The sequence below is a fragment of the Methylibium sp. Root1272 genome (assembly GCF_001425905.1).
GTDB lineage: Bacteria > Pseudomonadota > Gammaproteobacteria > Burkholderiales > Burkholderiaceae_C > Methylibium.
Genome location: NZ_LMDY01000001.1, coordinates 118,987 through 145,518 on the forward strand (window position 1 = coordinate 118,987; position 26,532 = coordinate 145,518).

General features: G+C 67.5%; 27 protein-coding genes. 23 read left to right on the plus strand and 4 right to left on the minus strand.

Going from position 1 to position 26,532, the window contains the following annotated elements; genetic code table 11:
• Nucleotides 1-46: 46 nt before the first annotated feature.
• Together ASC67_RS00530 and ASC67_RS00535 are read left to right on the plus strand one after the other, a co-directional pair.
• Nucleotides 47-796 carry a DUF4397 domain-containing protein gene (locus tag ASC67_RS00530; RefSeq protein ID WP_235566179.1) on the plus strand — a complete coding sequence of 250 codons (750 nt, stop codon included), beginning with the start codon at nucleotides 47-49 and terminating at the stop codon, nucleotides 794-796.
• Nucleotides 797-924: 128 nt separating this feature from the next.
• A complete protein-coding gene (locus ASC67_RS00535; protein WP_235566180.1) occupies nucleotides 925-1,473 on the plus strand; it encodes a pyridoxamine 5'-phosphate oxidase family protein in 549 nt (182 codons plus the stop codon).
• Here the strand turns inward: ASC67_RS00535 and dbpA are convergent.
• Together dbpA and ASC67_RS00545 are read right to left on the minus strand one after the other, a co-directional pair.
• The gene (gene dbpA / locus ASC67_RS00540; RefSeq protein WP_056314379.1) at nucleotides 1,464-2,888 is read right to left on the minus strand and encodes an ATP-dependent RNA helicase DbpA; all 1,425 of its coding nucleotides are present in this window, start codon (nucleotides 2,886-2,888) and stop codon (nucleotides 1,464-1,466) included. The genes ASC67_RS00535 and dbpA overlap by 10 nt on opposite strands.
• Before the next feature lie 65 nt (nucleotides 2,889-2,953).
• A complete protein-coding gene (locus tag ASC67_RS00545; protein ID WP_200946736.1) occupies nucleotides 2,954-3,334 on the minus strand; it encodes a hypothetical protein in 381 nt (126 codons plus the stop codon).
• Nucleotides 3,335-3,608: 274 nt separating this feature from the next.
• On the opposite strand from ASC67_RS00545, the gene ASC67_RS00550 reads away from it, so the two are divergent.
• Both ASC67_RS00550 and ASC67_RS00555 read left to right on the plus strand, forming a co-directional pair.
• Nucleotides 3,609-4,109, plus strand: a complete 501-nt coding sequence (locus ASC67_RS00550; protein ID WP_056314380.1) for a BON domain-containing protein — start codon at nucleotides 3,609-3,611, stop codon at nucleotides 4,107-4,109.
• Nucleotides 4,110-4,329: 220 nt separating this feature from the next.
• Nucleotides 4,330-4,536, plus strand: coding sequence for a hypothetical protein (locus ASC67_RS00555; protein ID WP_056314381.1), 207 nt, complete (start codon nucleotides 4,330-4,332; stop codon nucleotides 4,534-4,536).
• A gap of 22 nt (nucleotides 4,537-4,558) precedes the next feature.
• On the opposite strand, the gene ASC67_RS00560 is transcribed toward ASC67_RS00555, so the two are convergent.
• Nucleotides 4,559-5,584: a CoA ester lyase gene (locus tag ASC67_RS00560; protein ID WP_056314382.1), complete on the minus strand. Its 1,026-nt coding sequence runs from the start codon at nucleotides 5,582-5,584 to the stop codon at nucleotides 4,559-4,561.
• 92 nt (nucleotides 5,585-5,676) lie between these two features.
• Nucleotides 5,677-6,663: a malate dehydrogenase gene (locus ASC67_RS00565; RefSeq protein ID WP_056314383.1), complete on the minus strand. Its 987-nt coding sequence runs from the start codon at nucleotides 6,661-6,663 to the stop codon at nucleotides 5,677-5,679.
• Nucleotides 6,664-6,865: 202 nt separating this feature from the next.
• On the opposite strand from ASC67_RS00565, the gene ASC67_RS00570 reads away from it, so the two are divergent.
• The 19 genes from ASC67_RS00570 (at nucleotide 6,866) to folC (ending at nucleotide 26,530) form a co-directional block, all read left to right on the plus strand.
• The gene (locus ASC67_RS00570; protein WP_056314384.1) at nucleotides 6,866-7,642 is read left to right on the plus strand and encodes a GntR family transcriptional regulator; all 777 of its coding nucleotides are present in this window, start codon (nucleotides 6,866-6,868) and stop codon (nucleotides 7,640-7,642) included.
• Between the two features lie 114 nt (nucleotides 7,643-7,756).
• Nucleotides 7,757-8,197, plus strand: coding sequence for a succinate dehydrogenase, cytochrome b556 subunit (gene sdhC / locus ASC67_RS00575; protein ID WP_056314385.1), 441 nt, complete (start codon nucleotides 7,757-7,759; stop codon nucleotides 8,195-8,197).
• 43 nt (nucleotides 8,198-8,240) lie between these two features.
• Nucleotides 8,241-8,603 (plus strand): succinate dehydrogenase, hydrophobic membrane anchor protein, encoded by a 363-nt coding sequence (sdhD, locus tag ASC67_RS00580; RefSeq protein WP_056314386.1) that lies wholly within the window; start codon nucleotides 8,241-8,243, stop codon nucleotides 8,601-8,603.
• A 4-nt stretch (nucleotides 8,604-8,607) separates the two neighbouring features.
• Nucleotides 8,608-10,398 (plus strand): succinate dehydrogenase flavoprotein subunit, encoded by a 1,791-nt coding sequence (gene sdhA / locus ASC67_RS00585; RefSeq protein WP_056314387.1) that lies wholly within the window; start codon nucleotides 8,608-8,610, stop codon nucleotides 10,396-10,398.
• 115 nt (nucleotides 10,399-10,513) lie between these two features.
• Nucleotides 10,514-11,218 (plus strand): succinate dehydrogenase iron-sulfur subunit, encoded by a 705-nt coding sequence (locus ASC67_RS00590; RefSeq protein ID WP_056314388.1) that lies wholly within the window; start codon nucleotides 10,514-10,516, stop codon nucleotides 11,216-11,218.
• 22 nt (nucleotides 11,219-11,240) lie between these two features.
• Nucleotides 11,241-11,528 (plus strand): succinate dehydrogenase assembly factor 2, encoded by a 288-nt coding sequence (locus ASC67_RS00595; RefSeq protein ID WP_056314389.1) that lies wholly within the window; start codon nucleotides 11,241-11,243, stop codon nucleotides 11,526-11,528.
• 97 nt (nucleotides 11,529-11,625) lie between these two features.
• Nucleotides 11,626-12,939, plus strand: coding sequence for a citrate synthase (locus tag ASC67_RS00600; protein ID WP_056314390.1), 1,314 nt, complete (start codon nucleotides 11,626-11,628; stop codon nucleotides 12,937-12,939).
• Nucleotides 12,940-13,014: 75 nt separating this feature from the next.
• A complete protein-coding gene (leuC, locus tag ASC67_RS00605) occupies nucleotides 13,015-14,424 on the plus strand; it encodes a 3-isopropylmalate dehydratase large subunit (RefSeq protein WP_056314391.1) in 1,410 nt (469 codons plus the stop codon).
• A 53-nt stretch (nucleotides 14,425-14,477) separates the two neighbouring features.
• Nucleotides 14,478-15,122 (plus strand): 3-isopropylmalate dehydratase small subunit, encoded by a 645-nt coding sequence (gene leuD, locus ASC67_RS00610; protein WP_056314392.1) that lies wholly within the window; start codon nucleotides 14,478-14,480, stop codon nucleotides 15,120-15,122.
• A 7-nt stretch (nucleotides 15,123-15,129) separates the two neighbouring features.
• The gene (locus ASC67_RS00615; protein WP_056314393.1) at nucleotides 15,130-15,426 is read left to right on the plus strand and encodes a hypothetical protein; all 297 of its coding nucleotides are present in this window, start codon (nucleotides 15,130-15,132) and stop codon (nucleotides 15,424-15,426) included.
• 9 nt (nucleotides 15,427-15,435) lie between these two features.
• Nucleotides 15,436-16,527: a 3-isopropylmalate dehydrogenase gene (leuB, locus tag ASC67_RS00620; protein ID WP_056315068.1), complete on the plus strand. Its 1,092-nt coding sequence runs from the start codon at nucleotides 15,436-15,438 to the stop codon at nucleotides 16,525-16,527.
• Nucleotides 16,528-16,618: 91 nt separating this feature from the next.
• A complete protein-coding gene (gene asd / locus ASC67_RS00625; protein ID WP_056314394.1) occupies nucleotides 16,619-17,746 on the plus strand; it encodes an aspartate-semialdehyde dehydrogenase in 1,128 nt (375 codons plus the stop codon).
• Nucleotides 17,747-18,032: 286 nt separating this feature from the next.
• Nucleotides 18,033-20,555 (plus strand): FimV/HubP family polar landmark protein, encoded by a 2,523-nt coding sequence (locus ASC67_RS00630; RefSeq protein ID WP_310731953.1) that lies wholly within the window; start codon nucleotides 18,033-18,035, stop codon nucleotides 20,553-20,555.
• Between the two features lie 46 nt (nucleotides 20,556-20,601).
• Nucleotides 20,602-21,384, plus strand: a complete 783-nt coding sequence (truA, locus tag ASC67_RS00635; RefSeq protein WP_056314396.1) for a tRNA pseudouridine(38-40) synthase TruA — start codon at nucleotides 20,602-20,604, stop codon at nucleotides 21,382-21,384.
• Between the two features lie 6 nt (nucleotides 21,385-21,390).
• On the plus strand, nucleotides 21,391-22,032 hold the full coding sequence (locus ASC67_RS00640) for a phosphoribosylanthranilate isomerase (RefSeq protein ID WP_056314397.1): 642 nt from the start codon (nucleotides 21,391-21,393) through the stop codon (nucleotides 22,030-22,032).
• A 19-nt stretch (nucleotides 22,033-22,051) separates the two neighbouring features.
• On the plus strand, nucleotides 22,052-23,290 hold the full coding sequence (trpB, locus tag ASC67_RS00645; RefSeq protein WP_056314398.1) for a tryptophan synthase subunit beta: 1,239 nt from the start codon (nucleotides 22,052-22,054) through the stop codon (nucleotides 23,288-23,290).
• A 97-nt stretch (nucleotides 23,291-23,387) separates the two neighbouring features.
• On the plus strand, nucleotides 23,388-24,206 hold the full coding sequence (gene trpA, locus ASC67_RS00650) for a tryptophan synthase subunit alpha (RefSeq protein WP_056314399.1): 819 nt from the start codon (nucleotides 23,388-23,390) through the stop codon (nucleotides 24,204-24,206).
• The gene (gene accD, locus ASC67_RS00655) at nucleotides 24,203-25,075 is read left to right on the plus strand and encodes an acetyl-CoA carboxylase, carboxyltransferase subunit beta (protein ID WP_056314400.1); all 873 of its coding nucleotides are present in this window, start codon (nucleotides 24,203-24,205) and stop codon (nucleotides 25,073-25,075) included. Before trpA ends, accD begins: the two co-directional genes overlap by 4 nt.
• 132 nt (nucleotides 25,076-25,207) lie before the next feature.
• Nucleotides 25,208-26,530: a bifunctional tetrahydrofolate synthase/dihydrofolate synthase gene (gene folC / locus ASC67_RS00660; RefSeq protein WP_056314401.1), complete on the plus strand. Its 1,323-nt coding sequence runs from the start codon at nucleotides 25,208-25,210 to the stop codon at nucleotides 26,528-26,530.
• The last annotated feature ends 2 nt before the right edge of the window (nucleotides 26,531-26,532 follow it).

Consider the following 26,532-nt stretch of genomic DNA (forward strand, 5'->3'; position numbering starts at 1 on the left):
CGATCAATCAGCAACCCTTCGAGAGGCAAGACCGATGAAGCATTCCATGAAGTTCCTGTTGGCGCTCGCGCCCATCGCCCTGGTCGCCGCCTGCGGTGGCGGTGACGACGACCTGGACGATCGGCTCGACATCGCCGACCCGAAGGTCCGATTCGTCCATGCCATTCCGGCCGGCCCCAACGTGAGCCTATTCCGAGGTTCGACGGCGCAGTCAGATGCCACCGATGTGCCCTACCTGTTTGCCTCGAAGTACTTCGATGTCGATTCCGGCGACGCGACCTGGTCGGTGAAGACGGCGACCGGTTCGATCGATGTCGGTGCGGTCACCTTCGATTCCAAGCGCGGCAACAAGTACAGCCTGCTCGCGGTACCGAGTTCTTCGGTGACCGAGGTGGTGCTGATCGACGACCCGTACAACAAGGGGTTGACCGCCGACAACGCTCGCGTACGCGTGTTCAACGGCTCGTTCAACGCGGGTGGCATCGACGTGTACCTGAACGCACCTGGAACCGACCTGGCCGGCGTGTCTCCGACCTTCCCGGCCGTGGCCTACAAGGCGGCCAGCCCGGCCTCGGGTTCCGACTCGGTCGACCTGCCCGGCGGCACCTACCAGATGCGCATCACGAACGCCGGTACGAAGAACGTGATCTTCAATGCACCGGTGACGTTGAACGTCAATGCCGACTGGCTGGTTCTGAGCCTGCCGGCCAGCGCGACGCCCAACGACGTCAAGGCCCTGGTGGTGCAGTCGGACGATGACACGCCTGCGGCCACCGAGTTGACGACGACGCCCTAAGCTGCAACGGCGCTTCTGCCGTCGGCCGCCGCTGTAGGACGCAGCCGACGCGCAGGAGCGGCTCTTGCCGATAGTTACATCAAGAGCTCACGGCGACCATGGATGCACCTCAACGCAAGGAGTGGTCCATGAACATCGAAACACAAGAAACGGCCGACCTGAACCAGCTCGCCAGCCTGATCAACGGCATGTCGATCGCGATGCTCAGTGGCGTCGAGCGGGACGGTTCACTGGTGAGCCGCCCGATGACGCCGCTGGAAATGGACAGCGATGGCGTGTTGTGGTTCTTCACCGACGCGCGGTCGGAGAAGACCGAGCGACTGATCCCGCTGAATCTCAGCTTCTCCGATGAATCGCATTCGATCTACGTGTCGATCTCCGGCCATGGCGAGGTGGTCCGTGATCGGGAGCACGTCAAGCGGCTGTGGACACCGTATGCCAAGCCGTGGTTCCTGGAGGGCCCGGAATCGCCCCACCTGGTACTGCTGAAGTTCGTTCCGCACTCGGCCGACTACTGGGACGCCCCGCACAGCAAGATGATGCGTCTGGTCGCCATGAACTCGTCGACAGCTGAGCGCTCGGATGCGAGGTTGAACGCGGCGCGGCCGCAACCTGCGCCGGCCCGTCGGTTCGAAGACGCCGTGCGGACCTCGTCCGCCCGTCGGGCTCATGCTTGAAGGCTGCGCGCCTTGATCTTCTTGCCCTTGACCTTGCCGCCGTCGAGCTTGCGCAGAGCCTCTTTGGCGATGCTCCGCTCGACGGCGACGTAGGTCGAGAACTCGGTGACGTTGATCTTGCCGATCTGAGAGCTGGCGAAGCCGGCGTCGCCGGTCAGCGCGCCCAGCACGTCGCCGGGACGGATCTTCTCCTTGCGGCCGCCCAGGATCTGCAGCGTGACCATCGGAGGCACCAGGGGTGCGGCGCCTGACGGTGTGAGCTCGCTCAGCGGATGCCATTCCGACTCACGGCCTTGCAGTTGATCGATCTTCGCGACGTGAGGCATCTCGTCCAGCGTCGCGAGGCTCAGCGCCCATCCGGCCTGATCGGCGCGGCCGGTTCGTCCGATGCGGTGGATGTGCACCTCGGGATCGGGTGAGATGTCGACATTGATCACCGCCTCGAGCGACTCCACGTCGAGGCCGCGCGCCGCGACGTCGGTGGCCACCAGCACCGAGCAACTGCGGTTGGCGAACTGCAGCAGCACCTGATCGCGGTCGCGCTGCTCCAGATCGCCGTGCAGCGCCAGCGCCTGCAGTCCCTGCGCGCCGAGCACCGCCACCAGGTCGCGGCACTGCTGCTTGGTGTTGCAGAACGCCAGCGTGCTGGCGGGGCGGTAGTGGTCGAGCAGCAGCCCGACCGCGTGCAGTCGCTCCTCTTCCTTCACCTCGTAGAAGCGCTGGCGGATCTTGCCCGCCTCGTGCTGGGATTCGAGCCGGATGTGCTCGGGCTGGCGCAGGAACTGCGCACTCAGCTTGGCGATGCCGTCCGGGTAGGTGGCCGAGAACAGCAGCGTCTGGCGCTGCGGCGGGCAATGGCGAGCGACGGTGGCGATGTCGTCGAAGAAGCCCATGTCGAGCATGCGGTCGGCTTCGTCGAGAACGAGCGTGCTCAGCGACGCGAGCGCGAGGCTGCCGCGCTCCAGGTGATCGATGATGCGGCCCGGCGTGCCGACGACGATGTGCGCGCCGTGCTGCAAGCTGGCCAACTGGGGGCGCATCGTCGCGCCGCCGCACAGCGTGAGGATCTTCGTGTTCTCCTGGCTGCGCGCCAGGCGGCGCAACTCCTGCGTCACCTGGTCGGCGAGTTCGCGTGTCGGGCACAGCACCAGGGCCTGGACGTCGAGGCGGCGCGGATCGAGCTTGGCCAGCAGGGCGAGGGCGAAGGCGGCGGTCTTGCCGCTGCCCGTCTTGGCCTGGGCGATCAGGTCGCGGCCTGCCAGCGCGATCGGCAGCGTAGCGGCCTGGACCGAGGTCATGCTCCGATAGCCGAGCTGCTCCAGATTGGCCAGCACGGTTGGCGCCAGCGGCAACTGGCTGAAGGGAAGGGAGGGTGCGCCGGATGGGGCGTCTTTCGAAGGGGACGGGGAGGACATGCCCGATTGTCGGGCCTGCGCCCGCGGCCCTGGTCGGAACCGCGGGGCGCCGCGCCACGAGTTGCCTAGAAGCAGTCGGGGTCGGGCTTCTTCAACCGACAACTCCAACGAAAGCCTTCGACGCCCTGCTTGGCCGACCGTCGCAGCACGGCGGTCGGCTCGTTCGCGATCGCATCGGGCAGCGGCACGGCCAGCGGCGCGCCGGTGGAGTTGGTGTAGAAGTTGAGGAAGCAGGTTTCGGCGCCGGCACACAGGCTGTCGATCTGCGGCTGGTAGGCCTCGCGCTGGCCGGCCTGGTCGGCCGGCACGATGACCGAGCGGATGATCCCCTGCCGGCCGGCCACCGGCCAGGCGTCGGCGGCTGCGGCGGGACTGCACGCCAAGCCCGCAGTGCACGCCATGAGCAGCATCAGGATCGATCGGCACCGGTCTCTGATCTTGTCCATCGCGTACTCCTCGACCGGAATGGGGGACGGCGCCGCGCATCCGGCAAGGCAGCTCGGCTCGCTCGATGCTAGCGCGGCATCCGCACGACGGCATGAGATGCCTCAGCTGGAGCGTGGGAATCGTCCGACAGCGCTGCGCGGCGCACGCCGATGGTGAGGTCCCCCGGCGTTTTCTAAGCTGTCTTCATCGCAACGACGCGAGCCGGTGTCTTCGGCCCCTCGCGATTCCGGGCAGTGCTCCGTGCAATGTCCTCCCCCTTCCAAGGAGATAGCCATGAAGATGACCCCACGCACCCTGACCACGATGTCCGCCTCCACCGTCCTGCTCGCCGCGCTGGCGTTGGCCGGCTGCAACCGCAACACCGAGCAGGCCCAGGCACCCGCCAACGGCGGCGGCACGGTCGCCCAGACCGAACAGCGCATGGAGCAGAAGGTCGACCAGGCGCAGGCCAGCGCCGAGCGCGGCATGAACAATGCCTCCGACGCCGTCAAGGGTGCCGCCCAGGACGCCACGCAGGCGACCAAGAATGCGGCGGCCGAGGTCGGCGACAAGGTCGGCGACGCAATGATCACCACGACGGTCAATGCGGAGCTGGCGAAGGATCCGAAGCTGAGCGCGCTGAAGATCAACGTCGACACGGCAGACGGCAAGGTCGCGTTGCGCGGCACGGCACCCGATTCCGCCTCGCGCGAACGGGCGACGCAGCTCGCGATGGCGGTCAAGGGCGTGGTGAGCGTCGACAATCAGCTGACGATCGATCCGTCCAAGGGCTGACGGTCGCTGAACCTGGTAGCCGTCAAGCTGCCGGGTACTGCGAGACTGCGGGCGTCCACTCGACAGGGTGGCCGCCCGCGGTCGCATGCGGGTCGTCAACGCAGCCGACCAGGGGCGCGTTGAGGAGTCACGAGGTGCCCGCGTTCGCGTGGCCGGTCGGCTCCGCGATGAAGGTGTGGTTCGGGAGACGCGGGACTTCGCTGCCGCAGGAGGCCGTTGTATGAGCGCCCTTTCCGAAACCCGCTACGAAGTCCGCTTCCAGTCGCTGTTCAGCGAGGGGCGTGCGCTGAGCTTCCCGTGCGATGCGCAGGGCCATGTGCAGATCGACGCGCTGAGCGAACAGGCTCGTCACAATTACCTTTACGCCCGCGTCCTCGTCGGCCGCGAGTACGCGACGCCCACCGTGCTCGCACTCTGCGCGCACTGAGTGCCGCGAGCGCGGCGGGCCGTCAGCGATCGGCGGCTACCGCCGTGCCAGCGAAGAAGGCCGTGCGAGCCGCTTCCGGCAGCGAGCGCCCGGTGCGTGCGGCCCGCTCCAGCACGTGCCAGTGGTAGCGATAGCTCGCTCTATCCTGCAGCAGTCCCCGGTGCGCGATCGGTGCCCAGTCGGCGGCCTGGGCTGCCAGCAGGATGTCGAGGGCCGCCTCGATCTCGGCCGGCACCGGCGCGAAGGCCTCGATGATGGGGCGGATCTGGTTGGGGTGGATGCTCCACATGCGCGCGTAGCCCAGCTCGCGCGACGCGCGCGTGGCGGCCTGGGCGATGGCCTGGGTGTCGCTGTATTCGGTGACCACGCAGTGCGAGGGCAGCTTGCCGGCTGCGTGGCAGGCCGCCGAGATCTCCAGCTTGGCGCGCAGCACCAGCGGATGGCTGAACTGGCCCGATAGGCTCATGCCGAAGGCCGGGATCGCGCCGTGATGGGCCGAGACGAAGTCCATCAGCCCGAAGGACAGCGACTCGATCGCCGGCAGCGCCGCGATCGCCTGCACGTCGCGCAGCGCGCCGTGTGTTTCCACCAGCGCATGCACGGGGATGGCGTGGCTCACGCCCTGCTCGCGGCGGGCCGCTTCGATCGCCGCGATCGCCTCGCGCAGTTCGGCGACGCCCTGGGCCTTTGGAATCATCAGGTAGGCCAGCCGATCGCCGGCGCCGGCGAGCAGCGTGCGCACGTCCTCGACGAAGCTCGGATGGGGGTAGGGATGAACGCGCACGCCGACGCGGCCGTGGCGATTGGCGGCGCTCGATACCAGTTCCGCGGCGAGCAGCGCGTGCTCCTGCTCGCCGCCGACCGGCGCGCCATCCTCGAGGTCGAGCGTCACGTCGAACAGTGCGGTGTCGCCCATGTCCGACTGCAGCGCCAGGGCCTTGCGCATTCGCGGCTCGACGCCGGCGTAATGGTCGCAGACCGGCAGGCTCGGCCGGTGCTCGTGGGCGCCGAACAGCGCCTGTAGAGGATGGACAGGAGGGCGGGTCATCGCGAGGGCTCCCTGCGGAAACGGCGAGGCGGAATGAAGAAGGCCGATCCGTGCAACGGGATCGGCCTCGGCGGGCTTCGCTGGGAGGCGACTCAGAGCAGGTGCTTGACGCCGTCCTGTTCGCCCTGCAGCTCGGCCAGTGTCTTGTTGATGCATTCCTGCGAGAACGCGTCGATCGCGAGGCCTTCGACGATCTTGTACTCGCCGTGGGTGCAGGTGACCGGGAAGCCGAACATCACGTCCTTCGGAATGCCGTATTCGCCGTTCGACGGCACGCCCATCGTGACCCAGGCGCCATCGGTGCCCAGCGCCCAGTCGCGCATGTGGTCGATCGCCGCATTGGCCGCCGAAGCGGCCGACGACAGGCCGCGCGCCTCGATGATCGCGGCGCCGCGCTTGCCGACCGTCGGCAGGAACACATCCTTGTTCCAGACCTGGTCGTTGATCATGTCCTTCACCGATGCGCCGTCGATGGTCGCGAAGCGGTAGTCGGCGTACATCGTCGGCGAGTGGTTGCCCCACACGGCCAGCTGCTTGATCGACGACACCGGCTTGCCGGTCTTGGCGGCGATCTGCGAGGCGGCGCGGTTGTGGTCCAGACGCAGCATCGCGGTGAAGTTCTTGCGCGGCAGGTCCGGCGCGGCCTTCATCGCGATGTAGGCGTTGGTGTTGGCCGGGTTGCCGACCACCAGCACCTTGACATTGCGCGAGGCGACGGCGTTCAGGGCCTTGCCCTGCGCGGTGAAGATGGCGCCATTGATCGACAGCAGTTCGGCACGCTCCATGCCCGGGCCGCGCGGGCGCGATCCGACCAGCAGCGCGTAGTCGGCGTCCTTGAAGGCGGTCATCGGGTCGCCATGGGCTTCCATGCCGGCGAGCAGCGGGAAGGCGCAGTCTTCCAGTTCCATCATCACGCCCTTCAGCGCCTTCTGGGCCTTCTCGTCCGGGATCTCGAGCAATTGCAGGATCACGGGCTGGTCCTTGCCCAGCATCTCGCCGGAGGCGATGCGGAACAGCAGGGCGTAGCCGATCTGGCCAGCAGCACCGGTGACGGCCACGCGGACGGGTTTCTTGCTCATGTCGAAGCTCCGGAAGAAAGGTCAGGGCAGGGAGGGCCGGCGCAAGCTCGCCTCGAGGCAATGCCGATGCCGGTGACAGCTTGCAAGTGTAAAAGCAATCTAGGGGGCAACCCGGGGCTGGTCAAGATTCTTATGTCTTATATAAGACATCTTTCATGGGTCTTGTGGACGACCGAGGGCGCGCTGTGATGCAATCCGCCGCATGGTCAACGCCCTGCCTCCCTCCTTGACTGCAGAGGACGCGTCGCTCGAAGCGTCGGGGCCGGCCTTCAGCCCGCTTTATCAGCAGATCAAGGCGCTGATCACGCGCAGCCTGCAGGGTGGCGAATGGCGCCCCGGCGAGGCGATCCCGAGCGAGATCGAACTGGCGGCGCGCTACAAGGTGAGCCAGGGGACGGTGCGCAAGGCGATCGATGAACTCGCCACCGAGAACCTGGTCGTGCGCCGCCAGGGCAAGGGCACCTTCGTCGCGACGCACGCGGAGCAGCAGGTGCAGTACCGCTTCCTGCGTCTGGTGCCCGATGCCGAGGGCAAGGTCGGCACGGTGGAGCGCCGCTTCCTCGACTGCCGGCGCGTGCGGGCGCCGGCCGAAGTGGCACGCGCGCTGGAACTGAAGGCCGGCGAGGCGGTGATCCAGGTCCGGCGCCTGTTGTCCTTCGGCGGCCGCCCGGTGGTGCTGGACGACATCTGGCTCAACGGCGCGCTGTTCAAGGGGCTCACGGCCGAACGGCTGGCCGAATCGCGCGGCGCGCTGTACGCCACCTTCGAGGCCGAGTTCGGCGTGCGGATGATCCGCGCCGAGGAAAAACTGAGGGCGGTGGCCGCGACGGCCGTGGAGGCCGAGCTGCTGCAGGTGGCGCTCGGCGCGCCCTTGCTGAGCGTCGAGCGACGCACGCTGACCTACGGCGACCGGCCGGTGGAACTGCGCCGCGGCCTCTACGACACGGCGCTGCATCACTACAGGAACGAGCTGAGCTGAGCCAGAACGGAACAGAATCCGGCGTCGGGTGCGCCTCGGCGGTCGTCCGTCTGCTGCGATGCAACAATGCAATAAACTCGTCGAGTTTCACAGACCAGAACAAGGTGAATGGGTATGGCAGAGACCAGCGTGAAAACAGGCCGGCCGCGTCCGGTCCACCGCAACATCCACGTTAGCCAGATCATCGGCTATCGGCTGCCCCCCGCGGGCATCGTGTCGATCCTGCATCGCATCAGTGGCGCGATCATGTTCCTGCTGCTGCCGTTCATCGTCTGGCTGTTCGACACCAGCCTGAGCTCCGAGATCTCCTACGAGACCTTCACCAGCGCCTTCGTCGCCGGCATCGGCTACGTGCCGGGCTGGTTCGTCAAGCTGGTGGCGCTGGCGCTGATCTGGGCCTACCTGCTGCACTTCATCGCCGGCGTGCGCCATCTGTGGATGGACATGACGCATGCCGTCAGCAAGGAGGCGGGGCACAACTCGGCGCTGGTCACCCTGGGCCTGAGCACGGTGCTGACGCTCGCGCTGATGGGCAAGCTGTTCGGCTGGTACTGAGAAGCGAAGAACGAGAAATCAGAGACAACGCGGATCGATCAACATGACACAGAACTACGGATCCAAGCGCATCGTCGTCGGTGCGCACTACGGTCTGCGCGACTGGCTCAGCCAGCGCGTCACGGCCGCACTGATGGCGGTCTTCACCATCGTGCTGATCGCCCAGGTGCTGTTCGGCGCGCCGATGGGCTACGAGCGCTGGGCCGGGATCTTCTCGTCGCAGTGGATGAAGGTGCTGACCTTCATCGTCATCGTGTCGCTGGCCTGGCATGCCTGGGTCGGCGTGCGCGACATCTGGATGGACTACGTCAAGCCCGTCGGCGTGCGCCTGCTGCTGCAGGTGCTGACGATCTCGTGGCTGGTCGGTTGCGCCGGCTGGGCGATCCAAGTGCTGTGGAGGCTGTGAAACCATGACGACCAAGCTTCCGACCCGCAAGTTCGACGTCGTGATCGTCGGAGCCGGCGGCTCCGGCATGCGCGCCTCGCTGCAACTCGCCCGTGCCGGCCTGAACGTGGCCGTGCTGTCCAAGGTGTTCCCGACCCGCTCGCACACCGTCGCCGCGCAGGGAGGCATCGGTGCCTCGCTCGGCAACATGTCCGAGGACAACTGGCATTACCACTTCTTCGACACCGTCAAGGGCTCCGACTGGCTCGGCGACCAGGACGCGATCGAGTTCATGTGCCGCGAGGCGCCGAAGGTCGTCTACGAGCTCGAGCACCTCGGGATGCCGTTCGACCGCAACCCGGACGGCACGATCTACCAGCGCCCGTTCGGCGGCCACACGGCCAACTACGGCGAAAAGCCGGTGCAGCGCGCCTGCGCCGCCGCCGACCGCACCGGCCACGCGATGCTGCACACGCTGTACCAGCAGAACGTCAAGGCGCGCACGCAGTTCTTCGTCGAGTGGATGGCGCTCGACCTGATCCGCGACGGTGACGGCGATGTCGTCGGCGTCACGGCGCTCGAGATGGAGACCGGCGACCTCCACGTGCTGCAGGGCAAGACCGTGCTGCTCGCCACCGGCGGGGCGGGGCGCATCTTCGCGGCGAGCACCAACGCCTTCATCAACACCGGCGACGGCCTGGGCATGGCGGCTCGCGCCGACATCCCGCTCGAGGACATGGAGTTCTGGCAGTTCCACCCGACCGGCGTGCACAACGCCGGCGTGCTGCTGACCGAAGGCTGCCGCGGCGAGGGCGCGATCCTGCGCAACAGCAACGGCGAGCGCTTCATGGAGCGTTACGCACCGACGCTGAAAGACCTGGCGCCGCGCGACTTCGTCTCGCGCTGCATGGATCAGGAGATCAAGGAAGGGCGCGGCTGCGGTCCGAACAAGGACTACATCCAGCTCGACATGACCCACCTGGGTGGCGAGACCATCCTGAAGCGCCTGCCCAGCGTGTTCGAGATCGGCCACAACTTCGCCAACGTCGACATCACCAAGGAGCCGATCCCGGTGGTGCCGACCATCCACTACCAGATGGGTGGCATCCCGACCAACGTCCACGGCCAGGTGGTGGTGCCCAAGAACGGCAAGCCCAACGACATCGTCAACGGCCTCTACGCCGTCGGCGAGTGCGCGTGCGTCAGCGTGCACGGCGCCAATCGCCTGGGTACGAACTCCCTGCTCGACCTGCTGGTGTTCGGCCGCGCGGCGGGCAACCACATCGTCGAGTTCAACGAGAAGAACAAGCTCCACAAGCCATTGCCCGCCGATGCCGCCGACCGCACGCTGGCGCGCCTGGCCCGGCTGGACGGCAGCAACAGCGGCGAGTACGCCCAGGACGTGGCGAACGACATCCGCGCGGCGATGCAGCAGCACGCGGGCGTGTTCCGTACCCAGGCGATGCTGGACGAAGGCGTCAGCAAGATCGCCGCGGTGGCCCAGCGCGTGCAGAACATCGCGCTGAAGGACAAGTCCAAGGTCTTCAATACTGCGCGCATCGAGGCGCTGGAAGTCGAGAACCTGATCGAGGCGGCGCAGGCCACCATCGTGTCGGCGGCGGCGCGCAAGGAGAGCCGTGGGGCGCACACCGTCAACGACTACGGCGACACGGCCGAGCATCCGAATGGCCGCAACGACGCCGTGTGGATGAAGCACACCCTCTGGTACAGCGAAGGCAATCGGCTCGACTACAAGCCGGTCAACCTGACGCCGATGTCGGTCGAGTCGATCCCCCCCAAGGTCCGCACGTTCTGAACGCCATGAAAGTTTCAACTTCCTTGAATTTGCGGGCCGTGCGCCGGGCCGCTCCCAAGCCGGCCCGCATCCCCTCGGGGGATCGGCCGATGTATCCATCGGACGAGGGGCACCTATGACCAAGCGCACTTTCCAGATCTACCGCTACGACCCGGACACCGACGCCAAGCCCTACATGCAGACCCTTGAGGTCGAGCTCGACGGTTCCGAGCGCATGCTGCTGGACGCGTTGAACAAGCTCAAGGCGGTCGACCCGAGCCTGAGCTTCCGTCGTTCCTGCCGCGAGGGCGTTTGCGGCTCGGACGCGATGAACATCAACGGCAAGAACGGCCTGGCCTGCCTGACCAACATGCGCACGCTGCCGGGGACCGTGGTGCTCAAGCCGCTGCCGGGGCTGCCGGTGATCCGCGACCTGATCGTGGACATGACGCAGTTCTTCAAGCAATACAACTCGATCAAGCCCTATCTCGTCAACGACGAAGTGCCGCCCGAGAAGGAGCGCCTGCAGTCGCCGGAGGAGCGTGACGAGCTCAATGGCCTGTACGAGTGCATCCTGTGCGCGAGCTGCTCCACCAGCTGCCCGAGCTTCTGGTGGAACCCCGACAAGTTCGTCGGTCCGGCCGGGCTGCTGCAGGCCTACCGTTTCATCGCCGACAGCCGCGACCAGGACACCGCGGGGCGCCTCGACAACCTCGAGGATCCCTACCGCCTGTTCCGTTGCCACACGATCATGAACTGCGTCGATGTCTGCCCGAAGGGCCTGAACCCGACCAAGGCGATCGGCAAGATCAAGGAACTGATGGTGCGCCGCGCCGTCTGAACCGACCCGGCAGACGAACCGCATGGCCCCCGCGCTCGACGATCCGTTGCTGAGTTCCGCTGCGCTGAGCAAGCTGCGCTGGCGCTGCCGGCGGGGCCTGCTCGAGAACGACCTGTTCATCGAACGTTTCTTTTTGCGGCACGAGGCCACGCTGACCGAACGCCAGGCCGTGGGCCTGGAAGCGCTGATGGACCTGCCAGACAACGATCTGCTGGACCTGTTGCTGGTGCGCAGGCAGCCCGAGGCCGAACTCGACCGCCCCGAGGTTCGCCTGGTGCTCGATCAGCTGCGCACGCCGCGCCCCGCCTGACGCCACGCCGCACTCCTTTTCGCTTTCGTCCCTCGCTCTTTGTCCCTCGTCCCGCTCCGTTTCGTCTCCCTTCGAAGTCTCTAGCCAAGGAACTGCCATGACACCGTCCGACGTGAAAGCCACCCTGTCGTTCTCCGACGGCAGCCCCAGCATGGATTTGCCGATCTACAAGGGCAGCGTGGGCCCGGACGTGATCGACATCCGCAAGCTCTACGCCCAGACCGGCAAGTTCACCTACGACCCGGGCTTCCTGAGCACGGCGTCATGCCAGTCGGCCATCACCTACATCGACGGCGACAAGGGCGAGCTGCTGTACCGCGGCTACCCGATCGAACAACTGGCCGAGAACTGCGATTTCCTCGAGACCTGTTACCTGCTGCTGAATGGTGAACTGCCGAACGTCACCGAGAAGGCCAAGTTCGTCAAGACGGTCAACGGCCACACGATGGTCAACGAGCAGATGCAGTTCTTCCTGCGCGGCTTCCGTCGCGACGCCCACCCGATGGCCGTGCTGACCGGTCTGGTGGGGGGGCTGTCGGCCTTCTATCACGACAGCACCGACGTGCAGAACCCGGAGCATCGCGCGGTCGCGGCGATCCGCCTCATCGCGAAGATGCCCACGCTGGTCGCGATGGCCTACAAGTATTCGATCGGCCAGCCCTACATCTATCCGCGCAACGATCTGAGCTACACCTCGAACTTCATGCGGATGATGTTCGGTACACCCTGCGAGGAGTACGTGCCCAACGAGGTGCTGGTGCGCGCGATGGACCGCATCTTCATCCTGCACGCCGACCACGAGCAGAACGCGTCGACCTCGACGGTGCGCCTGTGCGGCAGCTCCGGCACCAACCCGTTCGCTGCCATCGCGGCCGGCGTGGCCTGCCTGTGGGGCCCGGCGCACGGTGGCGCCAACGAAGCCTGCCTGAACATGCTGGAGGACATCCAGAAGATGGGCGGCGTGGCCAAGGTCGGCAAGTTCATCGAGCAGGTGAAGGACAAGAACTCGGGCGTGCGTCTGATGGGCTTCGGACACCGCGTCTACAAGAACTACGACCCGCGCGCCAAGCTGATGCGCGAGACCTGCCACGAGGTGCTCGCCGAGATGGGCCTGCAGAACGACCCGCTGTTCAAGTTGGCGATGGAGCTGGAGAAGATCGCGCTGGAAGACGATTACTTCGTGTCGCGCAAGCTCTACCCGAACGTCGACTTCTATTCCGGCATCGTCCAGCGCGCCATCGGCATCCCGGTGAGCCTGTTCACCGCCATCTTCGCGTTGGCCCGCACCGTCGGCTGGATCGCGCAGCTCAACGAGATGATCGGTGACCCCGAGTACAAGATCGGTCGCCCACGCCAGCTGTTTGTCGGCGCAACGGCCCGCAACGTCACCCCGATTGCCGAGCGCGCCTGACGCCGGACCCCTCCAATCGGCGCAACCCCGGCCTCGCGCCGGGGTTTCTTGTTGTTGACGCCTAAAATCGAGGTCATGGGACGCACTCTGTACGACAAGCTGTGGGACGAGCACGTCGTCCACTCCGAGGACGACGGCACCGCCGTGCTCTACATCGACCGCCACCTGGTGCACGAGGTGACGAGTCCGCAGGCCTTCGAGGGTCTGGACCTGGCCAGCCGCAAGATCTGGCGGCTGTCGGCCAACCTCGCGGTGAGTGACCACAACGTGCCGACCACCGACCGGTCGGCGGGCATCGCCGATCCGGTGTCGCGCCTGCAGGTCGACACGCTGGACGCCAACTGCGACCGCTTCGGCATCACGCAGTTCAAGATGAACGATCGCCGCCAGGGCATCGTGCACGTCATCGGCCCGGAGCAGGGCGCCACGTTGCCGGGCATGACGGTCGTGTGCGGCGACTCTCACACCAGCACCCACGGCGCGTTCGGCGCGCTGGCGCACGGCATCGGCACCAGCGAAGTCGAACACGTGCTCGCCACGCAGACGCTGCTCGCCAAGAAGGCGAAGAACCTGCTGGTCCGGGTAGACGGCGTGCTGCCGGCCGGCTGCAGTGCCAAGGACATCGTGCTGGCGATCATCGGCAGGATCGGTACCGCCGGCGGCACCGGCTACACCATCGAGTTCGGCGGCGCCGCGATCCGCGCGCTGAGCATGGAAGGCCGCATGACGGTGTGCAACATGGCTATCGAGGCCGGCGCGCGCGCCGGCCTGGTGGCGGTGGACGACACGACCATCCAGTATGTGAAGGGGCGGCCGTTCTCGCCGTCCGGCGTGGAATGGGAGCATGCGGTCGCCTACTGGCGTACGCTGCATTCCGACGCGGACGCCGTCTTCGACCGCGTGGTCGAACTGGACGCGGCGCAGATCCCGCCGCAGGTCACCTGGGGCACCTCGCCCGAGATGGTGCTGGCGATCACCGATCGCGTGCCCGACCCCGACCGCGAGAAGGACGCCAACAAGCGCGGCGCCATCGAGCGGGCGCTCGCCTACATGGCGTTGGAGCCGAACAAGTTGATCGGCGACATCCGCATCGACAAGGTCTTCATCGGTTCCTGCACCAACTCACGCATCGAGGACCTCCGTGAGGCGGCGGCGGTCGTCAAGCGAGTCGGCGGCCGTATCGCGGCGAACGTGAAGCTGGCGCTGGTCGTGCCCGGCTCGGGCCTCGTGAAGGCGCAGGCCGAGCGCGAAGGGCTCGACGCGGTGTTCAAGGCCGCCGGCTTCGAATGGCGCGAGCCGGGCTGCTCGATGTGCCTGGCCATGAACGCCGACCGGCTCGAGCCCGGCGAACGCTGCGCCTCCACCAGCAACCGCAACTTCGAAGGCCGGCAGGGCGCGGGCGGGCGCACCCACCTCGTGAGCCCGGCCATGGCCGCCGCCGCGGCGATGGAAGGTCACTTCGTCGATGTCCGTCGCATCGCCTGACGTCACCGCTCGCTCCCTGCTTCATCGAACCTGTCTGCCGAACCACTGAAGCCATGCAACCGTTCCGTTTGCACAAAGGGCTGGTCGCTCCGATCGACCGCGAGAACGTCGATACCGACGCGATCATCCCCAAGCAGTTCCTGAAGTCGATCAAGCGCACCGGCTTCGGCGTGAACCTGTTCGACGAGTGGCGCTACCTCGACCACGGCGAGCCGGGCCAGGATCCGACGTCTCGCCGGTCCAACCCCGACTTCGTGCTGAACCAGCCGCGTTACCGGGGCGCTTCGGTGCTGCTGGCACGCAGGAACTTCGGCTGCGGATCGAGCCGAGAGCATGCGCCGTGGGCGATCGACCAGTACGGCTTCCGGGCGCTGATTGCGCCGAGCTTCGCCGACATCTTCTTCAACAACTGCTTCAAGAATGGCCTGCTGCCGATCGCGCTGCCGGAGGTGGAGGTGGCCCGCCTGTTCGACGAGGTGGCGGCCTTCGTCGGCTACGAACTCACGATCGACCTGACGCGCCAGGTGGTCATCAAGCCCGACGGCGTCGAGTTGTCCTTCGACGTTGAGCCGTTCCGCAAGCAGTGCCTGCTGGGCGGGCTGGACGACATCGGTCTCACCTTGCGTCACGCCGACAAGATCCGCGCCTACGAGGCCGAACGTCTGCTGCGCCAACCCTGGCTCGCGCACTCGCTGTAGGGCGCCGATGGCCACCGCAGATTCCCGCCTGTTCAGGGTGCTGCTTCGCCACTGGTGGCTGGCCCTGCTGGTCATGGGCGTGAGCTTCGTTCTGTTCGGCGTTGCCTCGCTGAACCTGCTGGCCGTGCTGCAGGCCAACCTGCGCTTCCTGCTGGAGCACGGCGCGGATGCGGTGCGCGAGGGGGCGCTGCAACAGTTGCTGGAACTGGTCGCCTACGGCTATGCGGCGGCCGCCTTCTACGTGGTTTTCAAGGTATGCGAGAAGGCGCTGGTCACGCGCATCACGCACCGCAACGAGGATTGAGTGAACATCATGAAGATCGCCGTGTTGCCGGGTGACGGTATCGGTCCGGAAATCGTCGACGAAGCCGTCAAGGTGCTGAACGCACTCGATCTGTCCTTCGAACTGGAGTCCGCGCCGGTCGGCGGTGCGGCCTACGAGGCCGCAGGTCACCCGCTGCCGGAGAGCACGCTGAAGCTCGCGCAGGCCGCGGACGCCGTGCTGTTCGGCGCCGTCGGCGACTGGAAGTACGACAAGCTGGACCGCCCGCTGCGCCCCGAGCAGGCCATCCTCGGTCTGCGCAAGCACATGGGCCTGTTCGCGAACTTCCGTCCGGCCATCTGCTACCCGCAGCTCACGCATGCGTCGAGCCTGAAGCCCGAGCTGGTGGCGGGCCTCGACATCCTGATCATCCGCGAGCTGACCGGCGACATCTACTTCGGCCAGCCGCGTGGTCGCCGCAAGGCGCCCGATGGTCATTTTCCCGGTGCCGACGAGGCGTTCGACACGATGCGCTACAGCCGCCCGGAGATCGAGCGCATCGCGCATGTGGCCTTCCAGGCGGCCCGCAAGCGGGGCGGCAAGCTGACCAGCGTGGACAAGTCGAACGTGCTGGAGACCTTCCAGTTCTGGAAGGACGTGGTGACAGAAGTGCACGCGCAGTATCCGGACGTGAAGCTCGACCACCTGTACGTCGACAACGCGGCCATGCAGCTCGTGAAGGCGCCGAAGGCGTTCGACGTGATCGTCACCGGCAACATGTTCGGCGACATCCTCAGCGACGAGGCGGCGATGCTGACCGGCTCGATCGGCATGCTGCCCAGTGCGTCGCTGAACGCGAAGAACCAGGGTCTGTACGAGCCCAGCCATGGCAGTGCACCCGACATCGCCGGCAAGGGCGTCGCGAACCCGCTCGCTACAATCCTGTCCGCTGCCATGATGCTTCGCTTTTCCCTCAACCAACCCGAGGCTGCCGCTCGCATCGAGCGCGCGGTCGATGCCGTGCTCGCGGCCGGGTTGCGCACGGCTGATATCTGGTCAGAGGGCACGAAGAAGGTGGGCACGCGCGAGATGGGTGCTGCGGTCGTGGCCGCGGTCACCGGCAAAACCATTACCAAGAGCTGAGTAGCTCCGGTTCGTCTCGCCCCTCCTGGACCCTGGCGATGCGAGCCGGGGCAAGAAGGGGTCCGGGTTCTCGAACTGGAAAGGCAATGACATGGCACTCGTAGGATTGGTCGGCTGGCGCGGCATGGTCGGCTCCGTGCTGATGGATCGCATGGTCGCCGAGCGCGATTTCGATCTGATCGAACCGCTGTTCTTCAGCACCAGCAACGCCGGCGGCACCGCGCCCGCGATGGCGAAGAACGAGACGCGCTTGCAGGATGCGCACGACATCGCGGCGCTCAAGCGCTGCGACATCGTCATCACGGCGCAGGGCGGCGACTACACCACCGAGGTCTTCCCCAAGCTGCGCGCCACGGGCTGGAAGGGCCACTGGGTCGACGCCGCCTCGACGCTGCGCATGAAGGACGACGCCGTCATCATCCTCGACCCGGTGAACCTGCCGGTTATCCAGGACGCGCTCGCCAAGGGTGGGCGCAACTGGGTCGGCGGCAACTGCACCGTCAGTTGCATGCTGATGGGTGTGGGCGCGCTCTACAAGGCGGGCCTCGTCGAGTGGATGAGCTCGATGACCTACCAGGCGGCCTCTGGCGGTGGCGCGCAGCACATGCGCGAACTGCTGACGCAGTTCGGCACGCTGAACGCATCGGTCCGCGCGCTGCTCGACGACCCGAAGAGCGCGATCCTAGAGATCGACCGCCAGGTCATCGACACGCAACGCAGCCTGCCGGCCGAAGCGACCCAGCATTTCGGTGTGCCGCTGGGCGGCTCGCTGATTCCGTGGATCGACAAGGACCTCGGTGCCGGTGTCAGCCGCGAGGAATGGAAGGCGGGTGCCGAGACCAACAAGATCCTCGGCATCGGCGAGAGCTTCGGCACGCCGGCGATCCCGGTCGACGGCTTCTGCGTGCGCGTCGGCGCCATGCGCTGCCACAGCCAGGCGCTGACCTTCAAGCTGAAGAAGGATGTGCCACTGGCGGACGTGGAAGCCTTGATCGCGCAGGACAACGACTGGGTCAAGCTGGTGCCGAACACGCGCGAGGCGACGATCCGCGATCTGACGCCGGTGGCCGTGACCGGCACGCTCGACATTCCGGTCGGCCGTGTGCGCAAGCTGGCGATGGGTCCGGAGTACCTGGGCGCGTACACGATCGGCGACCAGTTGCTGTGGGGGGCGGCCGAGCCGCTGCGGCGTATGCTGCGCATCCTGCTGCAGGCCTGAACGACCGGCGGTGCATCGATCGGAACCGAGACGTTGCAGAGTGACAACGAAGCCGTCTCGGGCGCGCAGGCCGCCACGGTCACAAGGACGTCACGCGGAGCATGAGCTTGTCACCGTATCTGCTTGATGTTATTGTGATTTCAGTCATTTCACCCCGGGTTGCCCAGCGTTCCGTCACGGCACCGGGAGACAACGAGTCGCATCGCGCGACGCTTGGATTTCGTATTTGGGAGGCGCCTTGAAAGAACGAAAGAACCGCGTCGGGCAGGCTCGTGCACCCAGAACCTTGAACGCCGTCGCTGCCGCAGCGCTGGCCGTTTGCGCCTGGATGCCGATCGACGCGGCTGCACTCGGCTTGGGGCGTTTGTCGGTGCAATCCGCACTCGGAGAATCACTCCGGGCCGAGATCGACGTCACGGCGCTGACGCCGGAAGAAGCATCGAGCCTGAAGGTGCGAGTGGCCTCGCCCGATGCCTATCGTGCCGCAGGGGTGGACTACAACGCCGCGCTCGCGGCAGCGAACGTGACGCTGCAGCGCCGCGCGGATGGGCGACCCTATCTGCGCCTGACTGGGGATCGTCCGGTCGGCGAACCCTTCGTCGACGTGATCCTGGAATTGAACTGGTCGTCGGGCCGCCTGGTGCGCGAATTCACCATGCTGTTCGACCCGCCGGCCACGCGCGCGGCGGCACCGGCTTCCGCGCCGGCGGTCATCTCGCCGGCACCGTCGGCGCCTCCCGCGGCGGCTGCGCCGCTGCCGCCGCGCGCCGCGGCCCCCGTCAGCCCGGCCGTCACGCCTGCCCCGCGTCCGGCGCCAGCGCCGCGTGCTGTGGCGGCCGAGTCGGCGGGGTCGGGCGCCGCGTCCGAATACCGCGTCAAGGCCGGCGACACGCTATACCGCATCGCCAGCCGCACGCAGCAGCCCGGCGTGTCGCTGGACCAGATGCTGGTGGCGCTCTACCGCAGCAATCCGGACGCCTTCCTGGGCAACAACATGAACCGGCTCAAGGCCGGCGCGATGCTCAACGTTCCGTCCGGTGACGAGACCAAGGCCATCACGCCGTCCGATGCCAAGCAGGTGATCCAGGCGCAAAGCGCCGATTTCGGCGCCTACCGTGCCAAGCTCGCTGGTGGTGTGCCCACTACGGCGGTGCCGGACAGCAGCCGCTCTGCCGCCGGCAAGGTGCAGGCGGACGTGCAGGACCGCAAGACCGCGGCCGGCGGCACGCCCGACAAGTTGACCCTGAGCAAGGGCGCGGTCGGTGCCAGCAAGCCGGGCCCGGAAGACCAGGTAGCCAAGGGTCGGGAGCAGAAGGACAGTTCCACCCGCGTGGCCGAACTGGCCAAGAACGTCGAAGATCTGAAGAAGCTGCAAGGCGCTGCCGTGGCCGGTTCGGCGGCTTCGGCCGCGGCGCCCAAGCCGGGCGTCGCCGTGCCGGCGCCGGCCATCGTCCCGCCGGTACCGCCCAAGGCGGCCCCGGCCCCGGCCCCGGCTCCCGCGCCCGTCCCGGTGCCTCCGCCGCCTCCGCCCGCCCCGGTCCCGCCGCCGGCGCCCGTTCCGGCACCTGCACCCGTTCCCGCGCCGGTCCCTGCGCCAGCAGCCCCGGCACCGAGCGCTGAAGCGCCTGCGGTCGTGGCTTCCGCGCCTGCCGAAGCGCCGCCGGTTGCCGCTGCTCCCGCACCGGAGTCGACGGCAGCCAGCGAGCCGGCGGCTGCCCCGGCGCCGTCGCCCAGTTCGGGACCGAGCTTCTTCGATGGGCTGCTCGAGAACCCGTTGCTGCTGCCGGGGGTCGGCGTGCTGGTCGCGCTCCTCGCCGGCTTCGGCTTCTACCGCATGCGTCAAGGCAAGCGCGACAGCGGCGAGACCTCGTTCCTCGAGAGCCGCCTGCAGCCGGATTCATTCTTCGGCGCGAGCGGCGGCCAGCGTGTCGATACCCGCGACGCGACCGGCGTGCCGTCGTCGATGAGCTATTCGCTGAGCCAGCTCGACGCGATCGGCGACGTCGACCCGGTGGCCGAGGCCGATGTCTACCTGGCCTATGGCCGCGACCTGCAGGCCGAAGAAATCCTCAAGGAAGCGATGCGTTCGAGTCCGGAGCGCATGGCGATCCGGCTCAAGCTGCTCGAGGTCTATGCGAAGCGCCGGGACACCAAGGGTTTTGAACTGCTGGCCACGCAGCTCTATGCCCTGACGGGCGGCGAGGGCGAGGACTGGCTGCGTGCGCAGCAGCTCGGTGCCGGCATCGATCCCGAGAACCCCATGTTCCAGCCCGGCGGTCGTCCGCCCGGGGCGCCGGTCGATGGTGGCGCGGTGGTCGAGGCGCTCGGCGCGAGCACCATGCCGCAGTCGGTGCTGCCGTCGCCCTCGCGCTTCGATGCGCAGCGCTCGGAGATTCTCGAGGACCCCGGCGTCGACCTGGACCTGGACGTGTCCGTGCCCGGTGCGCTCGACGAGACGCCGCGGCCCTCGACACCGGAGCGCACCCAGCCGTTGCCGGTCGCTGCGGCGTCGCCCGCTTCGCCGGACCTCGGGTTCGACTTCGACCTGCCATCCCTCTCGCTCGACGAGCCCGGCCAATCGGCCGCCGCGACGACCGTGGCCGACCAGGCGCTACCTGACCTCGGCAACTTCGATCTGCCGGGTGATGAAGCAACCGACGAAGCGCTGGCGCGCAAGCTTGAACTCGCGGAGGAGTTCCGCCAGATCGGCGATCTGGAAGGTGCGCGCGACCTGCTGCAGGAGGTTGTCGCGCAGTCCGGCGGCACGCTCAAGGCCCGGGCCCAGAGCATGCTGAAGGACATCGGCTGATCCGGGCCGCTTCGGACGCGGATCTCCACTAGACGGGCTCCGGGCCATGCGATTGGCCCTGGGCCTGAGTTATCGAGGCAGCGCCTACCGAGGCTGGCAGAGCCAGCCCGATGGGCTCACGGTGCAGGACCGGTTCGAGGAAGCGCTGGCGCGCTTCGCCGACCGGCCAGTGCGCACTGTGTGCGCCGGGCGCACCGACACCGGCGTGCATGCGCTCAACCAGGTGGTCCACCTCGACACCGAGATCGAGCGCGACCCGTTTTCCTGGGTGCGTGGCACCAACCGCTACCTGCCGCCCGACATCGCTGTGCAGTGGTGCCGGCCGATCGAGGCCGGTTTCCATGCGCGCAACAGCGCGCGCGGCCGGCGCTATGCCTACCTGCTGCTGGAGTCGCCGGTGCGGCCGGCCATCGAGGCCGGTGTGGTCGGCTGGGTGTTCCGGCCGCTCGAGCCCACTTCGATGCGCGAGGCGGCGGCCCACCTGATCGGCGAGCATGATTTCAGCGCCTTCCGTTCGGCCGAATGCCAGGCGGCCAGCCCGGTGAAGACGCTGAGGCGCATCGAGATCGTTCGTCGCGGGGCCTACTGGCGCTTCGAGTTCGAGGCCAGCGCCTTCCTGCACCACATGGTGCGCAACCTGATGGGCTGCCTGCTGGCAGTGGGGCAGGGCACGCGCACGCCGCAGTGGCTGGCCGAGGTGCTGGCCGCGGGCGATCGCAGCCGGGCTGCGCCCACCTTTGCCCCGGATGGCCTGTACTTCCTGGGGCCGCACTACGATGCGAACCTTGAACTGCCCGAACGCACTGCCGCCTTCGACTGGCTGCCCTGAGAGCTCATGCGCACCCGCATCAAGATCTGTGGCCTGACCCGAGAGGCCGATGTCGACGCGGCCGTCGAGGCCGGTGCCGACGCCATCGGCTTCGTCCTGTACGCGAAGAGCCCGCGCGCGGTCTCCGCGGCGCGCGCCGCCGTGCTGGCGCGGCGTCTGCCGCCGTTCGTGACGCCGGTCGGCCTGTTCGTCAACGCCGCGCCGGACGAGATCGCAGACGCCTGCGCCGCCATCCCGACGCTGATGCTGCAGTTCCACGGCGACGAGACGCCCGCGCAGTGCGATGCCGCCGGGCGGCCCTACCTCCGCGCAGCCCGCATGGCGCCGGGTTTCGATTTGTTAAACTTTGCCCAGCAGTTCCAGAGCGCCCAGGCCCTGCTCCTCGACGCACATGTCGAGGGCTACGGCGGCGGCGGAAAGGTCTTCGATTGGTCACTCGTTCCATCCGGCGTCACCCCTCCGCTCGTTTTGTCTGGTGGGTTGAGTGCTGCCAACGTGACCGATGGGGTGCTGAAGGTGCGGCCTTGGGCCGTTGACGTGAGTTCCGGCGTGGAGAGCGCGAAGGGCATCAAGGATGCCGACGCCGTCCGCCGGTTTTGCGAGGCAGTGCGCGAGGCCGATGCCCGTGTCGCCGCCAGCGCGATCTGACACCTTCTTTGCACCCACCATGTTGAACTACCAGCAACCCGATGCGAGCGGCCATTTCGGCCGCTATGGCGGCAGCTTCGTCGCCGAAACCCTGATCCACGCGCTCGACGAACTGAAGGCCGCCTACGCGCGCTATCGCGAAGATCCCGAGTTCGTGGCCGAGTTCAAGAGCGAGCTCGCGCATTTCGTCGGCCGGCCGAGCCCGATCTACCACGCTGCGCGCATGAGCCGCGAGCTCGGCGGGGCGCAGATCTACCTGAAGCGCGAGGACCTCAACCACACTGGCGCCCACAAGATCAACAACACCATCGGCCAGGCGCTGCTGGCCCGGCGCATGGGCAAGCCACGCGTGATCGCCGAGACCGGCGCCGGCCAGCACGGCGTGGCCACCGCCACCATCTGTGCCCGCTACGGCATGGAATGCGTGGTCTACATGGGCAGCGAGGACGTGAAGCGCCAGTCGCCCAACGTCTACCGCATGCACCTGTTGGGCGCCCGGGTGGTGCCGGTGGACAGCGGCAGCAAGACGCTGAAGGACGCGCTCAACGAGGCGCTGCGCGACTGGGTCACCAACGTCGAGAACACCTTCTACATCATCGGCACCGTGGCCGGCCCGGCGCCGTATCCGGAGATGGTGCGTGACTTCCAGAGCGTCATCGGCGAGGAATGCCTGCTGCAGATGCCGGAGATGGCGGGCCGCCAGCCCGACGCGGTGATCGCCTGCGTCGGTGGCGGCAGCAACGCGATGGGCATCTTCTACCCGTACATCCGCCACGAAGGGGTGCGCCTGATCGGCGTGGAGGCCGCGGGCCATGGGCTCGACACCGGCAAACATGCAGCCAGCCTCAGCGCCGGCTCGCCCGGCGTGCTGCACGGCAACCGCACCTACCTGTTGCAGGACGCGAACGGCCAGATCATCGAGACGCACTCGATCTCCGCCGGCCTCGACTACCCCGGTGTCGGCCCCGAGCACGCCTACCTGAAGGACATCGGCCGGGCCGAATACGTCGGCATCACCGACGACGAGGCGCTGCAGGCCTTCCACCGGCTGTGCCGTACCGAAGGCATCATCCCGGCGCTCGAATCCAGCCATGCCGTGGCCTATGCGATGAAGCTCGCGCCGACGATGCGGAGCGACCAGAGCCTGCTGGTCAACCTGTCCGGCCGGGGCGACAAGGACATCGGCACCGTCGCCGACCTGTCCGGTGCAGAGTTCTACGACCGGCCGTCGTCGCGCGGCGAGAAGGTGAAGCAATGAGCCCGCACAGCCGCCAAGGGCCACGAAAGGGCCCCTCCCGGTTCCCGGGCGAATACTCCCGCTCGGCGGGACAGCGCGTAGCGCGAAGGGTGCACCAATGAGCCGCATCGCTGCCACCTTCGAACGGCTGCGTATGCAGCGGCGCACGGCGCTGATCCCCTACATCACGGCCGGCGACCCCTATGCCGACGCCACCGTCGACATCATGCTGGCGATGGCCGGAGCCGGGGCCGACGTCATCGAACTCGGCGTGCCGTTCTCCGACCCGATGGCCGACGGCCCGGTGATCCAGAAGGCCTCGGAGCGGGCGCTGGCCAAGGGCATCGGCATGGGCCAGGTGCTGGCGATGGTGCGGGGCTTCCGCGAGTGCAACGACACCACGCCGGTGGTGCTGATGGGCTATGCGAACCCGGTCGAGCGCTATGGCATCGAACGCTTCGTCGCCGACGCCAAGACGGCCGGCGTCGACGGCGTTCTGGTGGTCGACTACCCGCCCGAGGAGTGCGAGGCCTTTGCCTCGCAACTGCAGGGCGTGGGCCTCGATCCGATCTTCCTGCTCGCTCCGACCTCCACCGAACAGCGCATGAAGGACGTGGGCCGCATCGCGCGCGGCTACGTCTACTACGTGTCGCTCAAGGGCGTGACCGGAGCAGGGCACCTGGACACCGACGCCGTCGCGACGATGCTGCCGCGTATTCGCGAACACGTGAAGGTGCCGGTCGGCGTGGGCTTCGGCATCCGCGATGCGGCCACCGCCAAGGCGCTGTCGGCGGTGGCGGACGCCGTCGTCATCGGCTCGCGCATCGTCCAGTTGCTGGAAGTCGAGCCGCGCGAGAACGTGGCGGCCGTCGGCGGTGCTTTCATTGCCTCGATCCGCGAGGCGCTAGATTCTTCAACCGAAGGAGTGCGTGCATGAGTTGGCTCGAGAAACTGCTGCCGCCCAAGATCCAGCCCACCGACCCGACCGAGCGTCGCTCGGTGCCGGAAGGGCTGTGGATCAAGTGCCCTGCCTGCGAGACGGTGCTCTACAAGACCGACCTGGAGCAGAACGCCTACGTCTGCCCCAAGTGCGCCCACCACCATCGCGTCGGTGCGCGCGAGCGCCTCGACAAGTTCCTCGATCCCGAGGGCCGCTACGAGCTGGCACAGGAAGTCGTGCCGGTCGATCCGCTGAAGTTCAAGGACAGCAAGAAGTACCCCGAGCGCCTGAAGCAGGCGATGGAGTCCACCGGCGAGACCGATGCGCTGGTGGTGATGGGCGGCGCGGTCCACACGCTGCCGATCGCCGCCGCCGCCTTCGAGTTCGAGTTCATGGGCGGTTCGATGGGCTCGGTGGTCGGTGAGCGCTTCGTGCGTGGCGTCGAGGCGGCGATCGACCAGAAGACGCCGTTCATCTGCTTCACGGCGACCGGTGGCGCACGCATGCAGGAAGGCCTGCTGTCATTGATGCAGATGGCCAAGACCAACGCGGCCCTGACGCGGTTGGCCAAGGCGAAGCTGCCCTACATCAGCGTGCTGACCGACCCGACGATGGGTGGCGTGTCGGCCGGCTTCGCCTTCATGGGCGACGTGGTGATCGCCGAACCGAAGGCGCTGATCGGTTTCGCCGGCCCGCGCGTGATCGAGAACACCGTGCGGGAGAAGCTGCCCGAGGGTTTCCAGCGCAGCGAGTTCCTGCTGAACAAGGGGGCGCTCGACATGATCGTCGACCGCCGCGAGTTGCGCGGCACGGTGGCTCACCTGCTCGCGATGCTGCAGCGGCAGAGCGCCGACGCGGTGGCCTGAGCTTCCTGTCGCCCGCTCAGTGCGGCTGACGGCTGCGGGCCGCCAGGGAGGCGAAGGGCGGCCTTGGCCGCCCTTGTTCTCGACGCTCGGCTCCCTGTCCCGTCCGTTTCTCTTTTCCACGATTCGCGCTCCATGACGACCCCGTCCACGCTCGCCGACTGGCTGGCCCATTGCGAGCGCCTGCACCCCCGGACCATCGACCTCACGCTGGAGCGAGTGCAGCGCGTGCGCGAACGGCTCGGGCTGGGCTTCGGCTGCCCGGTGTTCACGGTGGCCGGCACCAACGGCAAGGGTTCGACCTGCGCGATGCTCGAGGCGATCCTGCTGCATTCGGGTTATCGGGTCGGCGTCTACACCTCGCCGCACCTGGTGCATTTCGAGGAACGCTGCCGCATCGGCGGCGAGATCGTCGAAGCGGCAGCGCTGCTGCCGCACTTCGCTGCCGTCGAAATGGCTCGCCAGGGCGAGACGCTGACCTACTTCGAGTTCACCACGCTGGTCATCCTGCGGCTGCTCGGCGAGGCGTCGCTCGACGCGGTGGTGCTGGAGGTCGGCCTCGGGGGGCGGCTGGACGCCGTCAATTCGATCGACACCGACTGCGCCATCCTCACGAGCATCGACCTCGACCACATGGACTATCTCGGTCCGGACCGCGAGGCGATCGGGCGCGAGAAGGCGGGCATCCTGCGCACCGGCCGGCCGGCGATCGTCGGCGATCCGGTGCCGCCGCAGAGCGTGCTCGACCACGCCCGCGAGATCGGCGCCGACCTGTGGCGCTTCGGGCAGGACTTCAACTACCGCGGCGACAAGCAGCAGTGGGGCTGGGCCGGCCGCGCGCGCCGCCACAACGGGCTGGCCTATCCGGCCCTGCGCGGGGCGAATCAACTGCTCAACGCCTCGGGCGTGCTGGCGGCGCTGGAGGCGCTGCGCGACCGGCTGCCGATCACTGCGCAGGCGGTTCGCAACGGCCTGGCGATGGTCGAGCTTCCCGGCCGTTTCCAGATCGTGCCGGGCGAGCCGACGCTGGTGCTCGACGTCGCGCACAACCCGCACGCGGTCGCCACGCTGGCCGAGAACCTCGACCAGATGGGCTACTACCCCTGCACCCACGTCGTGTTCGGTGCGATGAAGGACAAGGACATCGAGACCATGTTCGCGCGCCTGCTGCCGCTGGTCGATCGCTGGTACTTCAGCAACCTGCCGACGCCCCGCGCCGCGACGGCGCAGGAGCTCCGGGCCCTGCATGCACGGGTCTTGGCCGCGCGTGCGCCAGGGTCGACGCCGCTGCCGCCGCAGGTGCAGGTCAGCGAGCATCCGGCACCCCGTGCCGCGCTCGTCGCGGCCCTCGATGCGGCAGACCCCGCTGATAGAATCGTGGTGTTCGGATCGTTCTTCACCGTCGGTGGCGTGCTCGAGAACGGGCTGCCACGCCGCACTGCCAAGCACCTGGGTTGACA

Excerpts from the sequence above, each read along its gene's own strand:
- folC (WP_056314401.1), top strand. The coding sequence starts at position 25,208 with ATGACGACCCCGTCCACGCTCGCCGACTGGCTGGCCCATTGCGAGCGC.
- ASC67_RS00565 (WP_056314383.1), bottom strand. The coding sequence starts at position 6,663 with ATGAGCAAGAAACCCGTCCGCGTGGCCGTCACCGGTGCTGCTGGCCAG.
- asd (WP_056314394.1), top strand. The coding sequence starts at position 16,619 with ATGGCACTCGTAGGATTGGTCGGCTGGCGCGGCATGGTCGGCTCCGTG.
- trpA (WP_056314399.1), top strand. The coding sequence starts at position 23,388 with ATGAGCCGCATCGCTGCCACCTTCGAACGGCTGCGTATGCAGCGGCGC.
- ASC67_RS00615 (WP_056314393.1), top strand. The coding sequence starts at position 15,130 with ATGGCCACCGCAGATTCCCGCCTGTTCAGGGTGCTGCTTCGCCACTGG.
- ASC67_RS00600 (WP_056314390.1), top strand. The coding sequence starts at position 11,626 with ATGACACCGTCCGACGTGAAAGCCACCCTGTCGTTCTCCGACGGCAGC.
- ASC67_RS00570 (WP_056314384.1), top strand. The coding sequence starts at position 6,866 with ATGGTCAACGCCCTGCCTCCCTCCTTGACTGCAGAGGACGCGTCGCTC.
- trpB (WP_056314398.1), top strand. The coding sequence starts at position 22,052 with ATGTTGAACTACCAGCAACCCGATGCGAGCGGCCATTTCGGCCGCTAT.
- ASC67_RS00560 (WP_056314382.1), bottom strand. The coding sequence starts at position 5,584 with ATGACCCGCCCTCCTGTCCATCCTCTACAGGCGCTGTTCGGCGCCCAC.
- ASC67_RS00555 (WP_056314381.1), top strand. The coding sequence starts at position 4,330 with ATGAGCGCCCTTTCCGAAACCCGCTACGAAGTCCGCTTCCAGTCGCTG.
- ASC67_RS00550 (WP_056314380.1), top strand. The coding sequence starts at position 3,609 with ATGAAGATGACCCCACGCACCCTGACCACGATGTCCGCCTCCACCGTC.
- sdhA (WP_056314387.1), top strand. The coding sequence starts at position 8,608 with ATGACGACCAAGCTTCCGACCCGCAAGTTCGACGTCGTGATCGTCGGA.
- ASC67_RS00530 (WP_235566179.1), top strand. The coding sequence starts at position 47 with ATGAAGTTCCTGTTGGCGCTCGCGCCCATCGCCCTGGTCGCCGCCTGC.
- ASC67_RS00535 (WP_235566180.1), top strand. The coding sequence starts at position 925 with ATGAACATCGAAACACAAGAAACGGCCGACCTGAACCAGCTCGCCAGC.
- dbpA (WP_056314379.1), bottom strand. The coding sequence starts at position 2,888 with ATGTCCTCCCCGTCCCCTTCGAAAGACGCCCCATCCGGCGCACCCTCC.
- leuB (WP_056315068.1), top strand. The coding sequence starts at position 15,436 with ATGAAGATCGCCGTGTTGCCGGGTGACGGTATCGGTCCGGAAATCGTC.
- leuC (WP_056314391.1), top strand. The coding sequence starts at position 13,015 with ATGGGACGCACTCTGTACGACAAGCTGTGGGACGAGCACGTCGTCCAC.
- truA (WP_056314396.1), top strand. The coding sequence starts at position 20,602 with ATGCGATTGGCCCTGGGCCTGAGTTATCGAGGCAGCGCCTACCGAGGC.
- sdhD (WP_056314386.1), top strand. The coding sequence starts at position 8,241 with ATGACACAGAACTACGGATCCAAGCGCATCGTCGTCGGTGCGCACTAC.
- ASC67_RS00595 (WP_056314389.1), top strand. The coding sequence starts at position 11,241 with ATGGCCCCCGCGCTCGACGATCCGTTGCTGAGTTCCGCTGCGCTGAGC.
- sdhC (WP_056314385.1), top strand. The coding sequence starts at position 7,757 with ATGGCAGAGACCAGCGTGAAAACAGGCCGGCCGCGTCCGGTCCACCGC.
- ASC67_RS00590 (WP_056314388.1), top strand. The coding sequence starts at position 10,514 with ATGACCAAGCGCACTTTCCAGATCTACCGCTACGACCCGGACACCGAC.
- ASC67_RS00640 (WP_056314397.1), top strand. The coding sequence starts at position 21,391 with ATGCGCACCCGCATCAAGATCTGTGGCCTGACCCGAGAGGCCGATGTC.
- accD (WP_056314400.1), top strand. The coding sequence starts at position 24,203 with ATGAGTTGGCTCGAGAAACTGCTGCCGCCCAAGATCCAGCCCACCGAC.
- leuD (WP_056314392.1), top strand. The coding sequence starts at position 14,478 with ATGCAACCGTTCCGTTTGCACAAAGGGCTGGTCGCTCCGATCGACCGC.
- ASC67_RS00545 (WP_200946736.1), bottom strand. The coding sequence starts at position 3,334 with ATGGACAAGATCAGAGACCGGTGCCGATCGATCCTGATGCTGCTCATG.